The following is a 23,083-nucleotide window of genomic DNA, read 5'->3' as shown; positions in this document are numbered from 1 at the left end:
AATGGGTTAATCAGCGATAAATGAATCGCGCACTCGCTTCCAAAATGGAAACGGGCGGAAACGAGCAAAACGAATTTTCTCCTGTGCGACGCGACATTGAATCGATTTAACGTCTTTATGCAAAAGCGATAAATGATCAATCGTAATTTGAAAATCGACATTGTTCACTGGCTTTAATATACATGTATGGTGCGCAGGAAGTACAAGCGGTGATCCAATCGTGCGGAACACCCGGTTATTGATGGACGCCATCTCGGTTACTTGTATCGCTTCGAGTGATGGGTGTAATATCGCGCCGCCTAGCGCTTTATTATAGGCGGTGCTTCCTGTCGGCGTAGAAATGCATAATCCGTCACCGCGAAACGTTTCAAATAAATCACCGCGAATTTCTACATCGATCACGAGCGTGCCGCTGACGCTTTTTACTGTGCATTCATTTAAAGCGAGATATTTTGCTTCCCGCCCTCCGTTTATATAGCGAATAATCACTTCTAACAACGGATACTCCACCACTTGGTACGGTGTTTTCGCAATCGCGATGACCAGCTTCTCGATTTCTTCAGGCACCCAATCGGCGTAAAATCCTAAATGTCCGGTATGAACACCGACAAACGCCGTTTTATCTAATCGGCGACAATAACGATGGAACGCATAAAGCAATGTTCCATCACCGCCGACAGAAATGACAATATCAGGTTTATCTTCATCATACTGTAAATCAAAATCAAGTAAATATGTTTTAATTTTTTGCGTAAGTGCGTTCGATGTCTCATCCCCTTTGGACGTAACGGCAAATTTCATCGGCGCTTGTTTTTCTTTCATCGTTATTCCCCTTTTGCATCCTGTTTTCGCGAAAAAGCTGCTTGCGCTTCTTGAATTTCAAAGCGAATTTTTGACATTTCTTCGTCCAAACGATAAGCTGCTTCTGCAGCGCGCTGCAATCTTACTTTAATATCTTCAGGAAAGCGACCGCTATACTTGTAGTTTAATGAATGTTCAATCGTTGCCCAAAAATTCATCGCGAGCGTCCGAATTTGAATCTCTGCCAAAATTTTCTTTTCTCCGCAAATCGTTTGCACCGGATAACGGATCACTACATGGTAAGAGCGATAACCGCTTTCTTTTTTTTGGCTGATGTAATCTCGTTCTTCCACAATTTCAAAATCGTTCCGCTTCCGAAGCAATTCGACTACCGTTTTAATATCATCGACAAATTGGCACATCATACGAAGTCCGGCAATATCTTGCATTTGTTCTTCCAATTTATCAAGAGGTATATTTTTCTTTTGCGCTTTATCCAAAATGCTTGCGACTGGCTTTACTCTTCCGGTAACAAATTCTATTGGCGAATGCACCCCTAAAATTTCAAATTGGGCGCGCATTCCTTTTAGTTTTACTTTTAATTCTTCCACCGCTTGTTTGTATGGCGCCAAAAATAAATCCCAATGTTTGACCATCATACCACCACCAATTGTTATGTAAGAAAAATTTCTTTTACCGCCTGTTCCATCTGTTCTCCGTAATTGGCGTTTCCATCAATATTTTCAATTAAATATGTTAGCTCTTCCTTGAAATGGGTCAGTTCCATTTCGATCGTTCCACTTTGCAAAAAGATAGGTGTACCGTCTGTTAATACTTGTTTGATGTCCATCCAAAACTCGGATGGAATCGCAACATAAATAAAATCTTCATCCGTTTCTAATATATAAATAAACGCAATATTGTCTGAATCAACAAGCATATGATTTTTTGGTCTTGCTTGTTCAAGCGAAAATGGAGGATGATCGCAGATTAGCCATAATCGCTCATCTCGTTTTTCTACTTTTTCTACGACTAATTTCTTTTGCATGCCAAATCTCCTTCCACATAAACAGTCCTTTTTTATTTTACCATAATCACCCTATGCATAATAAATAATTGATATTCAACAATAAACATCCGATAATAAAATTGAAATGGATACAAAGGGGAGAAAACATGAACCAAGAAATAGAAATCGAATTTAAAAATTTATTAACAAAAGAAGAATTCGACCGAATTCGCCAAGTGTTTCATATCGATGATCATGCTTTTGAACATCAAGAAAATCATTATTTTGACACACCGCAATTTTTGTTAAAAGACAAACGAGCAGCACTGCGAATTCGCGTAAAAAACGGCAACTACACATTAACGTTGAAACAAACGACAGCACAAGGGGTTTTGCTTGAGACGCATGAACAGCTTACAAAAGAAGAAGCAGACGCCCTCTTAAATGGCACTGCAATGGTTCAAGGCCCGATTGCACAAATTCTTCAAGAAATTGGCGTTCCGCCTGAACAACTACGACATTTTGGCACATTAGCCACCGACCGAGCACAATGGATGTACAAAGGCGGCACACTTTTTCTTGATCATAGTCATTACCTACAAACCGATGATTATGAGTTAGAATATGAGACTAAAGATGCAGAAAGCGGAAAACAACGATTTTTACAGCTGCTTCATTCTTTGCATATCCCAATTCGGCCAACAGCTAATAAAATTCAACGTTTATATATGAAAAAATATAGAGCGGAGGAAGAGCGATGAACACTCCTGCACTAAAACTATTGTTGGAACTTCAGGCATTGCAAAATTTATCTACCAATCGTCCAAACATCATAAATCAAAATAACACATGGTCATTTGCGCAGCTATTCCATCAATTGCTGTCAGAGCAGCAACCAATGTTGCAAGTCCCTGAAAATCCAAATGTGTCAACACCATCGGCAGAAAAAACATCTTCCTCTAAACATATGGATGGAAATATTGATACATTAATTGCACAGGCTGCGGAAAAATATGATGTTGATCCAAAGCTCGTTCGCGCTGTCATTCGTCACGAATCTAATTTTAATCCAAATGCGCGCAGCCGCGCCGGTGCGGCTGGACTTATGCAGTTAATGCCAAGCACCGCAAAAATGCTTGGAGTAGAAAACCGTTTTGATCCAGCCCAAAACATCGAGGGCGGGACAAAATATTTACGAATGCTGCTTGACCGCTATAACGGCAATGTCTCGCTTGCACTTGCCGCATATAATGCCGGCCCCGGAAACGTAGATCGTTATGGAGGAATTCCACCATTTGCCGAAACAAGAGCATATGTTGAAAAAGTGCTCAACACATACTACTCATAATATTTATTCAAGTCACTTTGTTTGAGATAAATAAACTTCATTGTTAAAATAGCAGTAAAATAGTCGTACACAATATCTAAAAGGAGTATTCACAATGGCTGAACAATGGCAAACACTTTATGAGGCGGTCGGTGGAGAAAAAACAATTACAAGGCTTGTGGAAGCTTTCTATAAACGTGTTGCTAAACATCCTGATTTAATCCCAATTTTTCCGGATGATTTAACAGAAACGATTAGAAAACAAAAACAATTTTTAACACAATACTTAGGAGGGCCGCCACTTTACACAGAGGAGCACGGACATCCAATGTTGCGGGCACGTCATTTGTCATTTGAAATTACTCCAACTCGCGCTGAGGCATGGCTTTCCTGTATGCGCGCGGCGATGGATGAAATCGGTCTGTCTGGACCGGTGCGCGAACAAATTTATCATCGTCTCGTTTTGACTGCTCATCATATGGTCAATACCCCAGACAATTTGGAAAGAAAGGAGCATTCCCTTGAATGACAAATTAGCTGGGAAGCCGACCCCAGATTGGTGGTATGCTTCCCAGCCTCGCAGCAACGAGACAAAGCCGTTGGAAATTTATTTGTTTATCGATCCTTTATGCCCTGAATGCTGGGGGCTTGAACCTATTATCAAAAAGCTAATCATTGAGTATGGTCGCTTTTTTACATTGAAACACGTGTTAAGCGGAACATTGGCAACGCTGAATATGCGGAAACGCCATAAGCCAGAAACGATCGCCAAAGTGTGGGAGCGGACGGCGTGCCGTTCGGGAATGTCTTGCGATGGAAGCCTATGGCTTGAAAATCCAATTTCTAGCCCATTTGCTCCATCGATCGCCATTAAAGCGGCGGAATTGCAAGGCAAACGCGCAGGGATTCGTTTCTTACGCAAATTACAGGAATTATTGTTTTTGGAAAAGCAAAATGTATCCGATATCTCCGTGTTAATTGATTGTGCAATAAGCGTTGGATTGGATGTGGATGAATTTGTTCGTGATTTACAGTCGTCAAGTGCGTCCAAAGCATTTCAATGCGATTTAAAAATTACATCAGAGATGGATGTAAATGAAATTCCAACACTCGTCTTTTTTAACGAAAACATTGAGGACGAAGGAATTAAAATTTCCGGATGTTACCCTTACGAGATTTATGTCGAACTTATTCATGAATTGCTTGGCTTCCATCCAGAACCATCCCCTCCTCCCCCGCTCGAGTCATTTTTAAGCCATTTTAAATTCGTCGCCACAAAGGAAATTGCAGTTGTTTATGATATGACTATAAACGAAGCGGAAAAAGAGATGAAAAAACTGCAGCTGAAACAAAAAGTGGAAAAAGTACCGGTAAAGCATGGAACGTTTTGGCGCTATATCTCAGAAGAAGAATAAATAAGGAAAAGCCCGGCTGAATGCCGGGCTTTTCCTTGTTGCCAAGACAACAAAGGGGATGGGAGAAATTTTTCACGGTCAAACAAAGGGGTATAAGGTTTTTGTGACTTCGTTCACGATATTATCTTAACAAATTAAGGCGAGTGTTGACAACTACTTTGTGCTTTTGTTCACATTATTGTCATAAATATAGAAGAAAGCATGTTTTCCTTTGCTTTGTTCATATAAATGAAATGAATCAAATTAGGAAGGGGAAAAAAGGTGAAGAAACACATCACTCTGTTCATTTGGGGATTGGTTGTGCTTATCGCCTTTTGTTTAAATTTGTTTGGTCTTATGCATCTTATTCCACTGTTTATTACGATGCCACTTTTATTTGTTTCCATTTTTGGCTTTTTAGCAACTTGGAACAGCCGCAACCAATTTAAAGGATTTTATCAAAAGCGAATGTGGCAATAACTCCACATTCGCTGTTTTTTACGATAACATCTGTTCCATTTCATCTAGTTTTTCTGCGAATACTTGACAAGCCTGCCGGATCGGTTCCGCGCTCGTCATATCTACTCCCGCTTTTTTCAACACCTCAATTGGATAATCGGAGCTGCCTGCTTTTAAAAACTCAATATAGCGTTTAACAGCCGGTTCCCCTTCTTCTAATATTTGTCTGCTTAATGCGGTGGCTGCGCTAAACCCTGTGGCATATTGATAAACATAATAATTGTAATAAAAATGTGGAATCCGCGCCCATTCTAATCCAATTTCCTTATCGACGACAATATCATCACCGAAATATTTTTTGTTTAATTCGTAATACATGGAAGTCAATGAATCAGCTGTTAACGCTTCGCCTTCCTGCGCCTTCATATGGATCATATGTTCAAACTCTGCAAACATCGTTTGCCGAAAGACCGTGCCACGGAACCCTTCTAAATAATGGTTAAGTAAATATAATCGTTTTTTCTCATCATCGATCGTTTTTAATAAATAATCACTTAATAGCGCTTCGTTGCATGTCGATGCAACTTCAGCAACAAAAATGGAATAATCTCCATACGGATACGGCTGCGTTTTGCGTGTGTAATAACTATGCACAGAGTGGCCAAATTCGTGGACTAACGTAAACAAATTATGGACGTTATCTTGCCAGTTAAGCAAAATATATGGATTTGTTCCATATGAACCTGATGAATAGGCACCGCTTCGTTTCCCTTTATTTTCGCGTACATCTACCCAGCGGTTTTCGAGGCCCTCTTTAACGATGCCAATATATTCTTCACCGAGCGGAGCAAGCCCTTTTAACATGTATTCTTTCGCTTCTTCATACGTTACTTCCATTTTTACTTCTTGCACAAGCGGAGTATATAAATCATACATATGAAGTTCGTCAAGTCCAAGCGCTTTTTTGCGTAAACGGACATAACGGTGCAACAGCGGCAAATGTTCATGAACCGTTTCGATCAAATTATCGTAAACACTTTCAGGAATATTATTGCTGCTTAATGCCGCTTCCCGTGCTGATTTATAACGGCGAACGCGGGCAAAAAAGTTATCTTTTTTCACCGCTCCGGCGAGAGTGCTAGCAAACGTATTCTTGTACTTTTCGTACGTATCATATACCGCTTTAAACGCATCGCGCCGCACACGGCGGTCTGTGCTTTCCAAAAAGCGAATAAAACGGCCATGTGTCACTTCTACTTCTTCCCCATTTTCATCAATAATCGTTGGGAATGTTAAATCCGCATTATTCAGCATGCCAAATGTAGTCGAAGATGCTTGCATGACTTCCGCAGCTTGGGCAAGGAGCGCCTCCTCCTCGGCAGACAATACATGCGGACGCTGACGGTTAATTTCGTCTAAAGCGTGTTCATACAGCTTTAATTCTTTTTTCTCTTCTAAAAATGAACGCAACTTCGCCTCATCGATCGCTAAAATTTCCGGAACGATAAACGCCATCGCACTAGACGCTTCGCTATAAAGGCTGGTAGCACGGTCATTAAGTCCTTGATAAAAGGCATTTGTCGTATCTTGGTCGTAACGCATATGCGCATATGTATATAGCTTGCCGAGACGCATCGATATCTCATCTTGATATTGCAGCGCTTCGTATAACGTATCCGCTGATTCTCCCAACCGCCCTTGATAGTCCGATAATTTCGGAATCATTTTTTTCACTGCTTGGAATTCTTGCTCCCATGCTTCATCCGTTGGGAAAATGTCCTCTAAACGCCATGTTTCTTCTACAGGAATTTCACTTCGTGATGGCAACGATTTTTTTGTTTTCTTTTCTTCCATTTTGCAAACCTCCTTTTGGAAAATTATATCATAAATCATATTCACTTTTTTACTATCATTTCCTTTTTCGAGAAAATAAATGTTTGCCATCACTTTCTTATACAATATTTTTGTTAAGTTCCAATTTATTTATATAATGGTAAAGTGATGGCTCCATTTTCATCTGCTCCATCATTTGTTGATCCTGCTGTATTACTTCATCCATCGTCTTTGGAAAAGTAAATTCCTTTACTAAACGAAGGCTTTTGCGGCTTTCCCATTGAAAATAACCTAACTTCGTAAGCAATTGCAAATACTCATAAACTGCTTGCGTATAGCGTTGTCCCATTGCGAGCGGCAACTGGCGAGCCGCAAGCCGCCCCGCTGCCATTCTTTCATCAATAAAACGATAAATGGAATGTATAGAGACATGTTTGCTTTCTGATTGCATAAATGGGATTAACACATATGTTTGCCAAATAAATGGCGGTGTTTCAAACAAATAGCCGTGCGGCAGCGGCCAGCCTGCTTCCGTAGGAAAAAGAGAAGGAATAATGCCCCATCGATAAAAATCAGAACAAATAAGCCTTGTGATCTTATTCGGATATGACGTGAAAGTGAGACGCCATTGTTTTTTACGGCAAAGCCAATCATTCCAAAACGATGGTGGCAGTGAAACAACCGGAGATGATAGCAAATCGGAAAAAGAAACCGAATGCAGTGGCTTGACAATGGGAATCGCAAATGTATGGCGAACAGAAAACGGAATCAAATGAACGAGGCGGATAAGACGTTTGGTTTCCGAACAATAGTAGAAAAGGAGCGGGCGAGGAACAAACGGAAAATGGTGGGCAAACATCCATTGAAATCGGGGCAATGCCAAGTGGTATATGGTCCGATATCGCAAATGATGTGCTCCAAGAATCCAAATTGGTCGAATTCCTTTTATGCGATAGGAATCATTGCGTTTTTGAAACAACTGTTCACTAATGGTAGAGCATTGATATTCCATCGCATACAGGAGGTGGTTATGCGCAACAAGGATGTCTGGACGTTGTTGAATCGATGGTAAATATGGCTCCAATTTTGCCCGTATGTTTTGACGTTGAAGCCAGGAAAATAGATCTAACTTTCCTGTTAAATGACGTGTTGATTCCGACTCATATTCATATGGACATGCGGTATCTTTTTTATGCGCAAAATGTGGAATGCGGCGACTGCCGAGCTTTAATACCACTTCCCGCTTGCAGGCAGGACAAAAAAACGCTTCCCTCCTCTTTAACTGAACTAATTCCTCCTTTGTCCAAGTCTTAGCCAGTGAAATGAATTCTCCATTCCGCAGCATGGCAACAAGCAAAATGATCACATCCTTTCATCATCCTTTCTAGTTTATTCGACAAAAACAGTCTGGTTTCCTATTTTTTATACAAAATTCCCTAAAAATGATAAACACCCGGTACAATTCCGGGTGAAATTTTATAATAAAGGAGATAATAATCTTGATACAGATTCAACAACACGAATGGATAACGGACGTTGTTGAAATGTTTCATAATCAATTGGACTGGCTTCTTTTAAATCTTCAAGAAAATCAGCAACAAGTTTTTTTGTACTATCCGTATGATATAAAAAAGCGTTTACTTCGAAATTGAGATGAAAGCTGCGCATATCCATATTAGCTGTGCCGATTGATGCTAATTCCCCATCAACGATCATGATTTTACTATGCAAAAATCCTTTTGAATATTCATAAATTTTCACACCTGCTTCCAACAATTCCGGAAAATAGGATCGTGAGGCATAAAAGACAATTTTTTTATCTGGTCGTTTCGGTGCCAAAATGCGGACATCAAGCCCGCTTAAAGCAGCGATTTTTAATGCTGTTAGGATATCTTCATCAGGCACAAAATACGGCGACGCAATCCAAATCGATCGCTGAGCAGACGTAATCATTGCAAAATATAAATGCTTAATGACTTCCCATTTCTGGTCAGGACCACCCGCAATTAACTGAACTCCCCCCTGACCGTCATAATGAACGAGCTCTGGAGATAAATATTCCGGTGTCAATAACGTTTTTCCCGTCATATAATACCAATCTTGCAAAAAAATAAGCTGTAGCGTCCGGACCGCTTCACCACGAATCCATAAATGCGTATCGCGCCAAAAACCGAAATATTTATCTTTTCCTAAATATTCATCACCGATATTCAGTCCCCCAACAAAGCCAATCGTTCCGTCAATCACAATAATTTTTCGATGATTGCGGAAGTTAATGGTGTTGCTCAAAAACGGCAAACGAACCGGTGAAAAAGGAATCATTTCTACCCCGGCATCGCGCAGCTCTTGAATATACGTTTTGGATAATTTCCAGCTTCCTACAGCATCATAAAGAAAACGGACATGAACTCCTTTTTTTGCTTTTTCTATTAAAATCGTTTTTAGCTTCTGTCCAACTTCATCATGGCGAACAATGTAATATTCTAAATGAATATGGTGTGTCGCTTTTTCCAGTTCTTCAAAAATAGTAGAAAATGTTTCTTCGCCATTCGTCAATACCCTTGTTTCCGTCGCGAGAGAAACCGGGCTTTTTCCAATTCGATGAGCCAGCTGAAGCAGCGGACGTTGGTGTTCTCCAATCGGCATCTGTTCTATCGCCCACTCTCGCTGTCCTTGAAATTTTAAAAATGTTTGTTCATCGAGCATCGCCTTTTTTTGGAAAAGCCTCTGCTTTCGATAATTTCTTCCAAACATTAAATAAAAGAAAAATCCAATTAGCGGGAAGCTTCCGAGCACGACAAGCCACGTGATTGTATGGGCAGGCTTTCTGTTTTCGAGAGAAATAACAAACGCAATGAAAACAACAGAGCAAGAAATTAAAATACTAAGCCCACCAAGCAGCTTCCCTTCCCAATAATCATTGGTCAAAAATAAAAAAGCCGCTACAGCCAGGACAAAAATAATAACCCTTAACGTATTTCGCAATGAAATTCACCTGACCTATTTTCTAAACTTTCCCGCCGAAGAAAACGCCGATTTCAGCAGTTGAAATCGGCGGCTACTTTAATGGAAAATATTGTTTGATCGCCTCTAAAGCATTGTCGCGAATAATCTCTTTTCCATATTCCTCTAAACGGTAAATCGTAACTTGCGAATCCATTCCATATTCTAGAAGCAAGCTCAAAATGTTGTCCATTTCATATTCGGTGTAATCTTCCTCATTAAATTGGACAAATAAGTAATATCGATCTTCAAATTGGAAAAGACGATTGTCAAGTCCTGTAAAGTTAGCACGATGTGCAAGGGCAATCAAATCTTCGATATCTTTAAAACAAATAGTAAACTGAAGGATTTCCTTATCATTATCGTCGGTAAACGATTCATCATTGCGTACAATATGGAAATGATGGTCAAGCAGTTCTTCAATTTTTTCATCAACTGGGACTGGAAAATCGCGCAATTTTTCTTCCGGAAGCGGAAGTTCCAATTTGCTTCCATCTTTCGATAATTGCGCTTTTGTGACAAGCACTTCTAACCCTTTATCCAATGCTTGTACTTGAATCCAAAGAGGGCCCTCAAGCGAAAAATCGCCTTCGCTATGAACCTCATCCATCATTTCCCAAAATAATTCTTCGCTGCGCTCACGGTTATACCAAATTTCTTCCCGGTCAAAACCACGTTCTTCTATATCAACGTAAGAAATATAAAACTTTACTGTATGTTCATTAATTCGCTCTATTTCCATATTGCCGAACTCTCCCTTCCTAAAAAAAAGAATAAAATTGAAGGGACTTTTACCCCCAAAAATTCTATCTTAAATACAAGATTATGTCTTGTACTTTTATTTTATGATAAAAATCGAAAGATGGGAAATAAAAAAACCAAGTTTTTAAAAATTGGGTATGAAATAAAACATGCCCTACTATAATGATGGTGAAAACAAAAGAAATGAGGGACATGCATGGCTGGCGAATATGTGACATCCATTCTTCTCATCGTTGGCATTGATATTATTCTTGGAGGAGATAATGCTGTTGTTATCGCGTTAGCAAGCCGCAAGCTGCCGGAACGAAAACGAAATATCGCAATTGTCCTTGGCACCGCGTTGGCCATTTTCATTCGCATTCTCTTAACAGTAGGGATCGTGATATTATTAAAAATCCCTTTTTTGCAGCTAGTCGGCGGCTGCATTTTGCTTTGGATTTCTTTAAGATTAATGGTTCAAAAAGAGGAAGCGAGTGCATCTATTAAATCGGAAACATCCCTTTGGAAAGCGATATGGACAATTGTGACAGCTGATATTGTGATGGGGTTAGACAATGTTCTTGCGATCGCTGGAGCAGCTCAAGGTCATACTTCTCTCGTTGTGTTTGGTTTTCTTTTTTCCGTTCCCATTATCATTTTAGGCAGTAAACTAATTCTTTATGCGATGGAACGATACCCTTTCCTCATTTATATTGGCGGAGCTCTGTTAGCCTATACCGCCGGAAAAATGATCAGCGAAGAACAACAAATCCGCTATTTATACGACAGCGCTGCTGCATGGAAACCGATGTTTCCATTTATTACAGCGGCATCAGTCGTTTTGCTCGGTTTCATTATCAATCGTAGAAAATTGCATCGTTGGACATAAAAATATGGATCTGCTGCTCAATAAAGAGGTGATAAAAAACTTCTACATGGCGGACCATGTAGAAGTTGGTTCTCCTCTTATTCGTTAACGAGACGTTGCGCTTGACGAAGTTGATATGCTCGCACTTTACGTGGTAAGAAACGGCGAATCTCGTCTTCATTGTAACCGACTTGAAGCCGTTTTTCATCAATAATAATCGGTCTACGTAAAATTCCAGGATGTTTTTGAATAAGTTCATATAAATCTTGAAGCGGCAACGACTCGAGATTGATGTTCAGCTTTTGGAAAACTTTTGATCTTGTTGAAATAATCTCATCTGTTCCTGTTTCCGTCATGCGTAGAATTTCTTTAATCTCCTCAATCGTTAACGGTTCGGAGAAAATATTGCGTTCTACATAAGGAATATTATGTTTTTCTAGCCATGCTTTCGCTTTTCGGCATGACGTGCAACTTGGTGAAGTATACAATTTCACCATATTCTCACTCCCTTTCAACAAGGATAACCTAACCTTGCCTTCTATATCAATGGAACGAACTAGCTAAACTCTGCAACTACAAAACATGGTAATTTGAAATAACTCTAACATAATACATTATACAATAAATATATAAATAAAGATATAGTTTTTCAAAAAAGTCATCTATTTTCTAGGTTTATTTTTCACCGCTTCTTCCAATAAAAAGAAAAATCACTTACAATAAAATTAGAGCGATTGCCTGGGGGGAGAGCGTTCATGACACAATATGTTATGGATTATATCATCGTTTTCGTAATGATTGTTGGCATCACTGCGTTAATGGGAGTCATCGCGAACGGTATTGGCGAAAAAATTTTCGGCGGTTCGAAGCGAAAAGAACATGTAAACGAAACAAAACGTACACAAGCTGGCTGGAATTTAGTCGGCGGCAAAAAATAAAACGATCTCTCAAATCGAGATCGTTTTATTTATACATCGATTGATATGTTTTATATTCTGCTTCCGAGCATAATACGAAATGCCCTGGAGTAATTTCACGAAACTCCAATTCCTCTCCTTCTTTATAATTATGCTGCGACGGATCATAAATAATCCGTTTGCGCGTCCGCTCTGTTTCCGGGTCAGGAAGCGGGATTGCCGATAATAGCGCTTTTGTGTAAGGATGAATCGGATTGCGGTACAATTCCTCCGCATCCGCAAGTTCCACCATTCTTCCAAAGTACATAACGCCAATACGATCGCTAATATATTTCACCATCGACAAATCATGAGCGATAAACAAATATGTCAAGCCTTTTTCCCGCTGCAACTTTTTCATTAAGTTCACCACTTGCGCCTGAATCGACACATCTAACGCAGAAATCGGCTCATCGGCGATAATAAACTCTGGCTCTACCGCTAGCGCGCGGGCAATCCCGATACGCTGGCGCTGGCCGCCGGAGAACTCATGCGGATAGCGATTGGCATGCTCACGGTTTAAACCGACTGTCTCAAGCAGCTCATATACGCGCTGCATCCGTTCTTCCTTCGTTTTCGCAAGGCCGTGAATATCAATCCCTTCAGCGATAATATCTGCAACGGTCATGCGCGGATTAAGCGATGAATACGGATCTTGGAAAATCATTTGCATTTTTCGCTTTAATACTTTCAACTCTTTGGCTGAGTGTTTGCCGTGGACATTTATACCATTAAAAAGAACTTCTCCGCCCGTCGCCTTATATAGCCCGATAATCGTTCGTCCCGTCGTTGATTTACCGCAACCCGACTCCCCAACAAGACCAAATGTTTCTCCTTTATAAATATCGAAGGTAACGCCATCTACAGCTTTAACGACTTTTCCGCCACCCACTGGAAAATACTGTTTTAAATTTTTCACTTCAATGAGCTTTTGTTTTTCAGGCATATTACTCACTCTCCCTTACAATGATTGGTTGAGGGTAGTTAGTGGAGAGCTTGCGCAATCGGCGTTTTACCGCTTCGGGTGGCTCTACTTTTGGTGCATCCGGATGAAGCAGCCATGTCGCCGCATAATGGGTATCAGAAATTTGGAACAACGGCGGTTCCATTTCAAAATCAATTTTCATTGCGTACGGATTACGCGGCGCAAACGCATCACCTTTTGGAGGATTCGTTAAATCCGGCGGCGATCCTGGAATCGATGCCAACTCTACCTTATCATCACTATCAAGGCTTGGCATGGAGGCAAGCAGGCCCCACGTATAAGGGTGCCGCGGATCGTAAAAAATTTCATCCACCGTTCCCATTTCAACGATTTTCCCCGCATACATCACAGCAACGCGATCAGCCATGTTGGCTACTACTCCTAAATCATGAGTAATAAAAATAATGGCTGTCCCTGTTTTCTTCTGTAAATCTTTCATTAATTCCAAAATTTGCGCTTGAATGGTTACATCGAGAGCAGTTGTTGGTTCGTCGGCAATTAACAGCTTTGGATTGGAAGCCAAAGCAATGGCAATCATCGCACGTTGTCTCATTCCCCCAGAAAATTCGTGCGGATATTGATTTACACGCTTTTCTGGCATTGGGATTCCAACTAATCGCAGCAATTCAATTGCCCGTTCTTTTGCCGTTGATTTAGACACCTTTTGATGTTTCATGATCACTTCCATAATCTGATGTCCGACTTTCATCGTTGGATTGAGCGATGTCATCGGATCTTGGAAAATCATCCCGATATCTCTTCCACGAATTTGTTCCATTTCTTTATCCGTTTTTTTGACAAGATCTTCTCCATTAAATATGATTTGACCGTTTTTTATTTTTCCAGGCGGAGTAGGAATAAGGCGCATAATCGTTTGTGAAGTGACGCTTTTTCCAGAACCTGATTCCCCTACAATCGCTAATGTTTCACCCTTATTTACATGGAAGCTCACTCCACGAACAGCTTGTACTTCTCCACCGTATGTTTGAAACGATACCTCTAAATTTTTCACTTCCAACAGTTTTTCCATACTCTCACACCCTACTTGCGTAATCTTGGATCTAATGCATCGCGCAGTCCATCTCCCACTACATTAAAAGCAAAAATAGTCAAGCAAATAAATGTAGCCGGGAAAAACAGACGCCATGGATAATACTGCAATGCTTGTACCCCTTCTGAAGCCATTGTTCCCCAACTTGCCAACGGTTGTGGAACACCTAATCCTAAATAGCTTAAAAATGCCTCTGTGAAAATGGCGTTAGGAATCGTTAACGTCATCGTAACAAGGATTGAGCCCATGGCATTCGGAATCAAATGTTTAAACATAATTCTTGATGTGCTCGCACCAAGCGTCCGCGCTGCTAATACATATTCTTGGCTTTTCAGCTGCAGCACTTGGCCTCGAACGATACGTGCCATATTTACCCATCCAGTAATCGTCATGGCAAGGATCATGGTTCCTAACCCTTGTCCCAAAATAACCATTAATATGATGACTAAAAGCAAATAAGGGACTCCGTATAAAATATCAGCAATGCGCATCATGATTTCATCCGTTTTTCCCCCGCGATAACCAGCAATTCCTCCCCAGAGCACTCCGATCACCAAATCGATAAGCGCAGCTGCCAATCCGATAAATAAAGAGATACGAGCACCATACCATGTGCGAGTAAATATATCACGTCCAAGTTCATCGGTTCCAAACCAATGTTCGGAAGAAGGAGGCTGGTTCGTATTCATTAAATCGTTCGTTGCGTAATCATATTTTGTCATATACGGCCCAAAAATGGCCATGAACACTAAAAGAATTAATAAAATTAATCCAAACATTGCTAATTTATTTTTTCGAAAACGTATCGAAACATCTTTCCAAAACGAAAGACTCGGTTTTGATAATTTCTCCGCTTCTCCAACATCGGCTACCGCTGGCTGGAACATCTCTTTCGGAATCTGCTGCATGATTACTCCCCTTTCTTGCCACCGGCTAATTTAATGCGTGGATCAATAAAGCCATAAGCAATATCCACAAGCAACACAGACAATAATAGTAGAATACTATAAAACACCGTGACACCCATAATTGTTGTATAGTCGCGGTTTGTAATACTTGTTACAAAATGGCTTCCAAGTCCAGGAATACCAAAAATTTTTTCAATCACAAAGCTTCCTGTTAAAATTTGTGCGGACAAAGGGCCTAAATAGGTTACAACTGGAAGTATCGCATTGCGAATGGCGTGTTTCACTGTAATTTGTCCTTGTGAGAGTCCTTTTGCTTTCGCAGTGCGAATATAATCATTGCTTAATACTTCCAACATACTGGAGCGAGTCAAACGAGCAATAAATGCCGTCGGCGTTGCCGCAAGAGCAAGCGCAGGCAAAACAGTATGCTGCAGCGATTCCCAGCGCGCAACTGGAAACCATCCTAGCTTGATCGCTAAAAAATACTGCAAAATGGAAGCCATAATAAAGCTTGGAACAGAGATTCCCAAAACCGCAAAAACCATCGCTGCATAATCTTGCCATTTATTGTGTTTCAAAGCCGCAATAACTCCTAGTAAAATCCCCACACTTATGGCTATTAATAATGATTCCATGCCGAGGAAAAAGGAAACGGGAAATCCTTCATCAATTAAATCGTTAACAGTTTGTCCTTTATATTTAAATGAAGGCCCAAAATCCCATTTGGCAATCGAAACTAAATAATCAAAATACTGAATATACCAAGGGCGGTCGAGTCCATAATATTCATTCAAGTTTTTCTCGATTTCTGGCGGAACTTGTTTTTCACTCGAGAATGGCCCTCCTGGAGCAGCACGCATTAAAAAGAATGTCGCCGTTACAATTAAAAACAAAGACATGAGCATGTAGAGCAAACGTTTGCTTATATATCTCAACAAATTTCCTACACCTCCATTTTCTTGAAAATATATCTTAACAGGAAATGAAGGTATATGAGTGGAACACTCATATACCTTCTTACCACCTTTTTAACTACATATGATTTTATTCAAAATATGCCCATTTAAATTGGACATCGCCAAGCCCGGACATTTCTACACCTTTTAAGTTTTCTTTTTGAACCCACGTATTCGTGTAGAAGTAGATTGGAGCAATTGGCATTTCATCCATTAAAATGGCTTCTGCCTGTTTTAGCATTTCTTTGCGTTTTTCAGGATCCTTTTCTTTTTGGGAATCGATTAATAACTGTTTATATTTCGGATTTTCCCAGTTTGTATCGTTGTTTCCGCCTTCTTTGTCACGGTATAGCTCTAAGAAGTTGATTGGGTCGTTAAAGTCGCCTAGCCAGCCCATACGGCCGATTTGATAATCGCCAGAATGTAATTTATCAATGTAAACTGCCCATTCCGCATTCTCAAGTTTTACTTCAATTCCTAAGTTTTTCTTCCACATGTCTTGAATCGCTTGGGCAATTTTCGCGTGTTGATCATCAGTATTAAACGATAGTGTAATAGGCGGCAAATCTTTCACATCTTTTAATCCAAGCTCTTGAAGGCCTTTTTTCAAATATTCTTTTGCTTTTTCTACATCGTTATCTTTAAAATACCCTTTTGTGTTTTCAGGGAACATTGTTGGCGGTACAGCAGCCATAGCCGGAATTTGTTCGCCTTTTGTTACGTTTTCAACAATCGCTTTACGATTGATTGCGTACGCCAGCGCTTTACGAATGTTGACGTTGTTCAATGGCGGTTTTTCTGTGTTAAATTTATACCAGTAAGTACCAGCGATTGGTTGAACGTGTAATTTGCCTTCCTCTTTTAATTTTGGCAAAGAGTCTGGCGGCAATTGGCCAGTAGGCATGCCTGCCCAATCCAGCTCGCCATTATTAAACATGGAAAGCTCTGTGTTGGTGTCATTGACCATAACCATTTCAATTTTTGTTAATTTTACGTTTTTCGCATCCCAGTAATTTTCGTTCTTTTCCAAAACGATTTTGTTATTGTGTTCCCAAGAAACCATCTTGAATGGTCCGTTAGACGTGTAGTCAGGGCCAGCGTTTGTATACCATTTTGGATTTTTCTGAGCGATTTTGCTGTTTACTGGGAAATAAGTATAGAACGCTGTTAATTCTAAGAAGTAAGGTGTTGGGTTCTCTAGCGTAACTTGCAATGTTTTGTCATCAATTGCTTTTACACCAACATCTTCTGCTTTTGCTTTCCCTTCGTTAAATGCCTGGCCATTTTTAATGTAATACAGCTGATATGCATATTGTGATTGATTTTTTGGGTCAAGCGCCCATTTCCACGCATATTCGAAATCTTTTGCGGTAACTGGATCGCCATTGGACCATTTTGCATCCCGCAATTTGAATGTGTATGTTTTTAAATCTTTGGAAACTTCATAGCTTTCAGCCATCGCCAACTCAGGCTTGCCGTTTTTAATACGGGTTAACCCTTCAAATGTTTGGTTTAAAACGTTGCTAGAAACACTATCATTTGCTAGGCCTGGGTTTAGTGAGAATGGCTCCGTTTTAATGTTAATACGCAATTCTTGCGGAACATCAGCGGTTTTGTCCCCGCTTTTTCCTTTCTCGCCGGTGGATTCATTGCCTTTTTGGAAACCGCCGCACGCAGAAAGGAAAAGGCTCAATACCAGCGTTAAGCTAAACAGAATAGAAAGCCTTTTCTTCATGGATTTCCCCCCTAAAATATTTTTTATTTTCAAAAGTTCTACGCAAAAACGCGGAACTTTTGTTAATAAATTAAATAAACAAAAGTTTTTATTTTACTTTTTCTGTTTATCAGAATATTTATTTTAGTTTTTATTATAAAAGTTATTAATATATTTAAAAAGAAATTTTCATTTTATTTATTTTGTTTCTTTTCTGAATCTTCATTCTATTTAAAGTATGTATTTAAACACTTATTTTCATTATCTGTTTGTAATTTTATACTTTTTTTCGACAATTGTAAATAAAAAATTTATCTTTGTAAATTTTAAAGCGTTTACATATTAATTTTTTATAACACGTTCAGAAAGACCGCCATAGCATGTTTTTCACCTTTTTATTCACTATTAAAAAGATAATTTTATTAAGATAATTTTGAAAATAATGTATCGATGAAAAAAATTATTTAATAACACTTTGAAATAAGAATAAATACTTTTCAGCAATTTTGATGATGTATAAAAGTTTGTGTAAAGCATTTTGCTAGAACAAAAGAAAAAAGGTAGGGTATTCTCTGATTGGACCAAAAATCTTAGAGAAAGGAGTACCCTACCTATGTCTAAAAGAAGTATACCGAATGTCGACTGGGCAAATCAACTGGAAAGTGTCATTCGTCAGTTTGTGAAGGAAAAATTAGAGCTGATTATGCGGGAAGAAATCAAACATTTCCTCGAAATCGAACAGGCTCGAACACCGAATAGGAGAAACGGCTGCTATCAGCGAAATCTAGATACGCAATATGGCCGGATTGAGGGTCTTTTGGTTCCAAGAGACCGAAACGGGGAATTTCAAACACAGTTGTTTGCCCCTTATCAACACCACACCGGCTGGCTGGAGGAAGCTTTTCGGGCCGTTTATCCGAAAGCCGATGTGCAGCGTTGTGTCGTTCATAAAGTTCGTAATACTCTTAATCGTGTTCGGAAAAAAGATCAATTTGAAGTGGCAGAGAATCTCAAACTGATTTATCGCGCGCCGAATAAGGAGATGGCGTTACAAATGTTTCAACAGTTTGAGTCGAAATGGTCCAGCAAATATCCAAGAGAAGTTCAATCTTGGGCCAATGAGTTGGATGTCCTCCTTACATTTATGGATGATCCAAGCAGTATTCGAAGTGTGATTTACACGACCAATGCCATCGAACGAACGATCAAGGAAATTCGGAAACGTCTAAAGCCGATGAACAGTTTGAGCAGTTTAGAAGCCGCGGAAAAAGTCGTGTATTTGACCATCCAAGATTTTAATGAGAAATGGGCAGGGCGAAAGTTAAGAGGATTTGCCGAAGCACAGGAAGCCCTCGAGCGAATGTTTGAAGAATGCTACAATTAACCAAATATTGTAAATAAACAAATAAGCAAAGAAAGGGGGTTTCCTCTGTCCACACAGGAGACTGAATATTCAGTCTCCTGTGTGGAGAAAATCAGTCCCCTATCAATTCAAATCCATTTCAGAGAAACCCTACCCCATTACATTACACAAAATTCTTGACGGTACCGCAATTTTTTTGGTAGCGTCAAAGAATTATCAATTTATTCTCCATTAATTATATTTTGTTTAACTTTTTTTCTATTCATTGCTATAGTTGTAAGTGTATAAAAAGAAACTTGCACATAGCAACTAGATATTTTACAATAAGAATCAACAAAACGGGAACGGCACATGCGATGAGAAAGAAGAGTACATATTGCGATGCCTTCAGAGAGCTTGTGGGTGGTGCGAACAAGCGGCTAGCAATATGGAATGGGCTTTCGAGCATCCGGCTGAATGAGCAGTTGGCTTTAGTAGGCTTTGGACGTCTGCCTTACGTTATCAAGGCGCCATGCGCATAAAAGCATGGGCAAAGTGATTGCACATCATGTGCAATAACTAGGGTGGCAACGCGGTCCTATCGTCCCTAACTCTCAGGGGGTAGGGCCTTTTTAAATTGATAAAAAAGGAGTGGTGTTATGAAAACGAGCTTTTCAGGAATTCAGCCAAGCGGCGTCATTACGCTTGGTAACTATATCGGAGCAATGCGGCAATTCGTGGAATTGCAGCATGAATACAACTGCTATTTTTGCATTGTCGATCAACACGCCATTACCGTTCCGCAAGATCCGGAAGAACTGCAAAAAAACATTCGCAGCTTAGCCGCTCTTTACTTGGCGGTCGGCATTGATCCGAATAAAGCTACTTTGTTTATTCAATCGGAAGTTCCTGCCCATGCCCAAGCGGGTTGGATACTGCAATGCATTTCTTATATCGGTGAACTAGAAAGAATGACTCAATTTAAAGATAAATCGGCAGGAAAAGAAGCAGTGAGCGCCGGGCTGCTTACCTATCCTCCATTGATGGCTGCGGATATTCTCTTGTATAAAACCGATATCGTTCCTGTTGGAGAGGACCAAAAACAACATATTGAATTGACGCGCGATTTAGCGGAACGATTTAACAAACGGTATGGAGAGATTTTTACGATTCCAGAACCGCGCATTCCAAAAATCGGTGCACGCATTATGTCACTTACGGATCCAACGAAAAAAATGAGCAAATCGGATCCAAACAAAAAGTCGTTTATTACACTTCTTGATGATGCCAAAACGATTGAAAAGAAAATAAAAAGCGCTGTAACCGATTCTGAAGGCGTCATCCGATATGACAAAGAAAATAAACCGGGAATTTCCAATCTCCTTAACATTTATTCGATTTTAGCCAATAAAACGATTGAAGAACTTGAACAAGAATATGCTGGGAAAGGATATGGCGTATTTAAAGCTGATCTTGCCCAAGTAATTATTGACACCCTTACTCCGATCCAAGAAAAATATTACGACTTGTTGGAAAGCAGCACGCTTGACCAAGTGCTTGACCAAGGAGCAGAAAAAGCAAACAAAGTAGCAACGGAAATGCTTGAAAAAATGGAACAAGCGATAGGGCTTGGAAGAAGACGCTAAAACAATAATAAAAGCAAGCCGAACGATGGCTTGCTTTTTTATATGTTTTATATGCTTATTAAGCTTTCCTATGCTGACTCTGGCAGAAATATCATTCATTATTGCGACTTTATTTTTCTTAATTCACTTTTGGCTCCTGTTCCATTTCCCAAAGCTTTTCAAAAAACGGCTGTCCTTTAATTAATTTTTCGCATAGCTGCTCATGTTTGTCGGACCAGCCGTATTTTGTCTCTTCGTATAAGTGCTGCCATGCCTCTTCAAACGACATTTTTTGAATATCAGGATATTTTTGCGGCGCCCATTCCGTATACCAGTAGCGTACCTCTGCAACGTTTTTCGTCAAATGAAGTTGGTCAAGCGCCATAAATAAAAGTTGTTTAAGCTGTCGTTCCTTTCGTGTAAGTCCCATCATCCATTCAGGGGAGGGCGACAAAATATGATACTCTTTTTCATGAGCAGGCAGCGGATATGGTTCTTCTTGATGTTCAGCGACCATTTCGTATACTAGCTGCTCCTGTCTCGGAATAAGGCGGCTTTTCCGAATCGGAATGTTATAACCAATCGTATCAACAGCAAGAATGCCATAACCGTCTGTAATGACAAAACAATAATCAAGCTGAATGCGTTCATGATTTTTTCGCACATATGCTTTTTGATATATGTCTTCAAGAAGCTGCTTTGGGATTTCCGATAAACTGTTTTCAATATAGTTGAATAGCGCAGAAGACACTTTGAGAAGCGGTACTTGATCGAGCAGTTCCACTTGATCATCTTTCCGCCATTCATGGAAATGACATACGTTGTATCCGTTCTCTTCCCCTTCAAACCAATTGACCCAAACATCATGCAGATACAGCATACGATACCCCTCACTTCTAAACCTATTTGTCCATCAGTATAGGCAGAGGGGGCGAATTTTATTCCATACTACCCTTTTTTATCCATTACTCTTCTCGGTAAGGGAAGTATAAGCTTCCCCACATTAGTAAAAGTCCTATTGGTAATAAATAACATTCTACTCTTGTGCAAATATATGAAAAATATTCGCTCCATCCCCGCTCTGGCGTCATAATGTTTAAATAAGCAATAACGGTTATCCCGCCAATGACAGAAACTCCAAAACCGACTAAATAAATAAATATGCGAATCATCGGGTCCCTCTTCTTTCTCTTAACTTGTCCATCTTATTTTTACATATATGAGCACCCGATGATCATCATGACTATTCCTTTTTCTCTGACGAAGCAAGATGCAACATCTGTTCTGAGTCAATGCCCATTAACTCGGAAAAGCGAGCACCATGTTCAAGGCAACGACGGACTATATAATATCCCACTGCATAACCAAGCATGGCTGGATAAAAACCGAGACCATAGAGAAGTCGAGAATATAACGGATGTTGTGGTAAAATTGACTGATATGGTGAAACATATCGTTTCCAAAAATGATCAAGTTGTTCATCTGAGTAATAGGTCGTCCAGCTTGCTTGATGACTCTTGCCAACATAACGGCCAACAGCATTTTCGGCAAGTCCTTCTAGTACGATCGCGTCTAAAAGTGTAACGCCTTCATCTTCCTTTTTTTGTTTTTTCAGGCGGCAAACATGATTATACTCATGTGTGATCAATGCCTCGATTTCTTTGTCCGTATGATGCGGTAATAAAAAAATAAGCAATTTATCGTGAAAAGCGACTCCGCCTTTACTATTAAACTCACGAGCCAATTTTCGATTATGTGTGTCTGCTGGAAAAAGAAAAAGAGGCACATCTGGACCGTTCCATTCCTTTTTTCGCTTCTCGTAAACCGCCTCGACTCGTTCCCATATGTTTTTTTGTTTCATTTGCTTAATCATTTCTCCGATATTTTTTGACGGTTGATACATACCGTAACGCACGAGATAAAGATAAATATCACGTGCTCTGGCGTTTGGAAAGTAGGAAGTTAGATGTTGGCATAGCCGAATAGGATTGTCATGCCATTCATCGAGCCATTGGTCGGTACGAATAACAGGCATCTTTTTCACCTCTTTTTCCGTTTTTTCTATCGTATGACGGAAAAGAAAAAGAGGTGAAAAAAGGCTATCTCTCTTC

At 39.9% G+C, this 23,083-nt stretch carries 25 protein-coding genes and 1 other annotated feature; of the genes, 9 read left to right on the top strand and 16 right to left on the bottom strand.

Going from position 1 to position 23,083, the window contains the following annotated elements:
- Positions 1-6: 6 nt before the first annotated feature.
- The 3 genes from DER53_RS08535 to DER53_RS08525 are packed head-to-tail and all read right to left on the bottom strand — an operon-like array spanning position 7 to position 1,849.
- The gene (locus DER53_RS08535) at positions 7-801 is read right to left on the bottom strand and encodes an NAD kinase (RefSeq protein WP_285754780.1); all 795 of its coding nucleotides are present in this window, start codon (positions 799-801) and stop codon (positions 7-9) included.
- A 23-nt stretch (positions 802-824) separates the two neighbouring features.
- A complete protein-coding gene (yjbM, locus tag DER53_RS08530; protein WP_012749460.1) occupies positions 825-1,457 on the bottom strand; it encodes a GTP diphosphokinase in 633 nt (210 codons plus the stop codon).
- Between the two features lie 17 nt (positions 1,458-1,474).
- The gene (locus DER53_RS08525; RefSeq protein ID WP_012749459.1) at positions 1,475-1,849 is read right to left on the bottom strand and encodes a UPF0738 family protein; all 375 of its coding nucleotides are present in this window, start codon (positions 1,847-1,849) and stop codon (positions 1,475-1,477) included.
- A 128-nt stretch (positions 1,850-1,977) separates the two neighbouring features.
- Here DER53_RS08525 and DER53_RS08520 point away from each other — a divergent pair, with 128 nt between their 5' ends.
- From DER53_RS08520 to DER53_RS08500, 5 genes are all read left to right on the top strand, one after another.
- Complete coding sequence (locus tag DER53_RS08520; protein ID WP_062753735.1) at positions 1,978-2,571, top strand: CYTH domain-containing protein; 594 nt, start codon at positions 1,978-1,980, stop codon at positions 2,569-2,571.
- Entirely contained in the window at positions 2,568-3,158 is a 591-nt protein-coding gene (locus DER53_RS08515) for a lytic transglycosylase domain-containing protein (protein ID WP_062753737.1), read from the top strand. The genes DER53_RS08520 and DER53_RS08515 overlap by 4 nt, the downstream gene beginning before the upstream one ends.
- Positions 3,159-3,252: 94 nt before the next feature.
- Complete coding sequence (locus DER53_RS08510; protein ID WP_012749456.1) at positions 3,253-3,666, top strand: globin domain-containing protein; 414 nt, start codon at positions 3,253-3,255, stop codon at positions 3,664-3,666.
- Entirely contained in the window at positions 3,659-4,552 is an 894-nt protein-coding gene (spxH, locus tag DER53_RS08505; RefSeq protein WP_012749455.1) for a ClpXP adapter protein SpxH, read from the top strand. The genes DER53_RS08510 and spxH overlap by 8 nt, the downstream gene beginning before the upstream one ends.
- A 261-nt stretch (positions 4,553-4,813) precedes the next feature.
- A complete protein-coding gene (locus DER53_RS08500; protein ID WP_062753739.1) occupies positions 4,814-5,011 on the top strand; it encodes a hypothetical protein in 198 nt (65 codons plus the stop codon).
- 18 nt (positions 5,012-5,029) lie between these two features.
- On the opposite strand, the gene pepF is transcribed toward DER53_RS08500, so the two are convergent.
- From pepF to mecA, 4 genes are all read right to left on the bottom strand, one after another.
- On the bottom strand, positions 5,030-6,844 hold the full coding sequence (gene pepF / locus DER53_RS08495; RefSeq protein WP_062753741.1) for an oligoendopeptidase F: 1,815 nt from the start codon (positions 6,842-6,844) through the stop codon (positions 5,030-5,032).
- Between the two features lie 97 nt (positions 6,845-6,941).
- Positions 6,942-8,189: a competence protein CoiA gene (locus DER53_RS08490; RefSeq protein ID WP_244319534.1), complete on the bottom strand. Its 1,248-nt coding sequence runs from the start codon at positions 8,187-8,189 to the stop codon at positions 6,942-6,944.
- 110 nt (positions 8,190-8,299) lie between these two features.
- Positions 8,300-9,808, bottom strand: a complete 1,509-nt coding sequence (cls, locus tag DER53_RS08485; RefSeq protein WP_012749451.1) for a cardiolipin synthase — start codon at positions 9,806-9,808, stop codon at positions 8,300-8,302.
- 73 nt (positions 9,809-9,881) lie between these two features.
- Positions 9,882-10,568: an adaptor protein MecA gene (mecA, locus tag DER53_RS08480; protein ID WP_062753743.1), complete on the bottom strand. Its 687-nt coding sequence runs from the start codon at positions 10,566-10,568 to the stop codon at positions 9,882-9,884.
- Between the two features lie 216 nt (positions 10,569-10,784).
- Here mecA and DER53_RS08475 point away from each other — a divergent pair, with 216 nt between their 5' ends.
- A complete protein-coding gene (locus DER53_RS08475) occupies positions 10,785-11,456 on the top strand; it encodes a TerC family protein (protein WP_062753745.1) in 672 nt (223 codons plus the stop codon).
- Between the two features lie 77 nt (positions 11,457-11,533).
- On the opposite strand, the gene spxA is transcribed toward DER53_RS08475, so the two are convergent.
- On the bottom strand, positions 11,534-11,932 hold the full coding sequence (gene spxA, locus DER53_RS08470; protein WP_003252337.1) for a transcriptional regulator SpxA: 399 nt from the start codon (positions 11,930-11,932) through the stop codon (positions 11,534-11,536).
- Positions 11,933-12,190: 258 nt separating this feature from the next.
- Here spxA and DER53_RS08465 point away from each other — a divergent pair, with 258 nt between their 5' ends.
- Complete coding sequence (locus DER53_RS08465; protein WP_012749448.1) at positions 12,191-12,373, top strand: hypothetical protein; 183 nt, start codon at positions 12,191-12,193, stop codon at positions 12,371-12,373.
- Positions 12,374-12,398: 25 nt separating this feature from the next.
- Here DER53_RS08465 and DER53_RS08460 read toward each other — a convergent pair whose 3' ends face one another.
- The 5 genes from DER53_RS08460 to DER53_RS08440 all read right to left on the bottom strand — a co-directional run bounded on the left by DER53_RS08460 (position 12,399) and on the right by DER53_RS08440 (position 18,026).
- Entirely contained in the window at positions 12,399-13,337 is a 939-nt protein-coding gene (locus DER53_RS08460; protein WP_062753747.1) for an ABC transporter ATP-binding protein, read from the bottom strand.
- 1 nt (position 13,338) lies between these two features.
- Positions 13,339-14,406: an ABC transporter ATP-binding protein gene (locus DER53_RS08455; protein ID WP_062753749.1), complete on the bottom strand. Its 1,068-nt coding sequence runs from the start codon at positions 14,404-14,406 to the stop codon at positions 13,339-13,341.
- 11 nt (positions 14,407-14,417) lie between these two features.
- Positions 14,418-15,335 carry an ABC transporter permease gene (locus DER53_RS08450; RefSeq protein WP_062753751.1) on the bottom strand — a complete coding sequence of 306 codons (918 nt, stop codon included), beginning with the start codon at positions 15,333-15,335 and terminating at the stop codon, positions 14,418-14,420.
- 2 nt (positions 15,336-15,337) lie between these two features.
- Positions 15,338-16,273, bottom strand: a complete 936-nt coding sequence (locus DER53_RS08445; protein ID WP_062753753.1) for an ABC transporter permease — start codon at positions 16,271-16,273, stop codon at positions 15,338-15,340.
- A 106-nt stretch (positions 16,274-16,379) separates the two neighbouring features.
- Positions 16,380-18,026, bottom strand: coding sequence for a peptide ABC transporter substrate-binding protein (locus DER53_RS08440; RefSeq protein WP_062753755.1), 1,647 nt, complete (start codon positions 18,024-18,026; stop codon positions 16,380-16,382).
- A gap of 592 nt (positions 18,027-18,618) precedes the next feature.
- Here DER53_RS08440 and DER53_RS08435 point away from each other — a divergent pair.
- Entirely contained in the window at positions 18,619-19,389 is a 771-nt protein-coding gene (locus tag DER53_RS08435) for an IS256 family transposase (protein ID WP_062753757.1), read from the top strand.
- Between the two features lie 326 nt (positions 19,390-19,715).
- Positions 19,716-19,959, top strand: a binding site (T-box leader).
- Positions 19,960-20,006: 47 nt separating this feature from the next.
- Positions 20,007-20,993: a tryptophan--tRNA ligase gene (trpS, locus tag DER53_RS08430; protein ID WP_012749441.1), complete on the top strand. Its 987-nt coding sequence runs from the start codon at positions 20,007-20,009 to the stop codon at positions 20,991-20,993.
- A gap of 118 nt (positions 20,994-21,111) precedes the next feature.
- Here trpS and DER53_RS08425 read toward each other — a convergent pair whose 3' ends face one another.
- From DER53_RS08425 to DER53_RS08415, 3 genes are all read right to left on the bottom strand, one after another.
- Positions 21,112-21,852: a YjbA family protein gene (locus tag DER53_RS08425; protein WP_062753759.1), complete on the bottom strand. Its 741-nt coding sequence runs from the start codon at positions 21,850-21,852 to the stop codon at positions 21,112-21,114.
- Positions 21,853-21,937: 85 nt separating this feature from the next.
- Positions 21,938-22,144 (bottom strand): YuzI family membrane protein, encoded by a 207-nt coding sequence (locus DER53_RS08420; protein WP_012749439.1) that lies wholly within the window; start codon positions 22,142-22,144, stop codon positions 21,938-21,940.
- Between the two features lie 71 nt (positions 22,145-22,215).
- Complete coding sequence (locus tag DER53_RS08415; protein ID WP_062679117.1) at positions 22,216-23,007, bottom strand: DUF2268 domain-containing putative Zn-dependent protease; 792 nt, start codon at positions 23,005-23,007, stop codon at positions 22,216-22,218.
- Positions 23,008-23,083 lie beyond the last annotated feature (76 nt).

This window comes from Parageobacillus toebii NBRC 107807 (assembly GCF_003688615.2).
GTDB classification, from domain to species: Bacteria; Bacillota; Bacilli; order Bacillales; family Anoxybacillaceae; genus Parageobacillus_B; species Parageobacillus_B toebii.
Note: the sequence above shows the minus strand (reverse complement) of the source record. Positions and strands in the feature narration are given on the sequence as shown.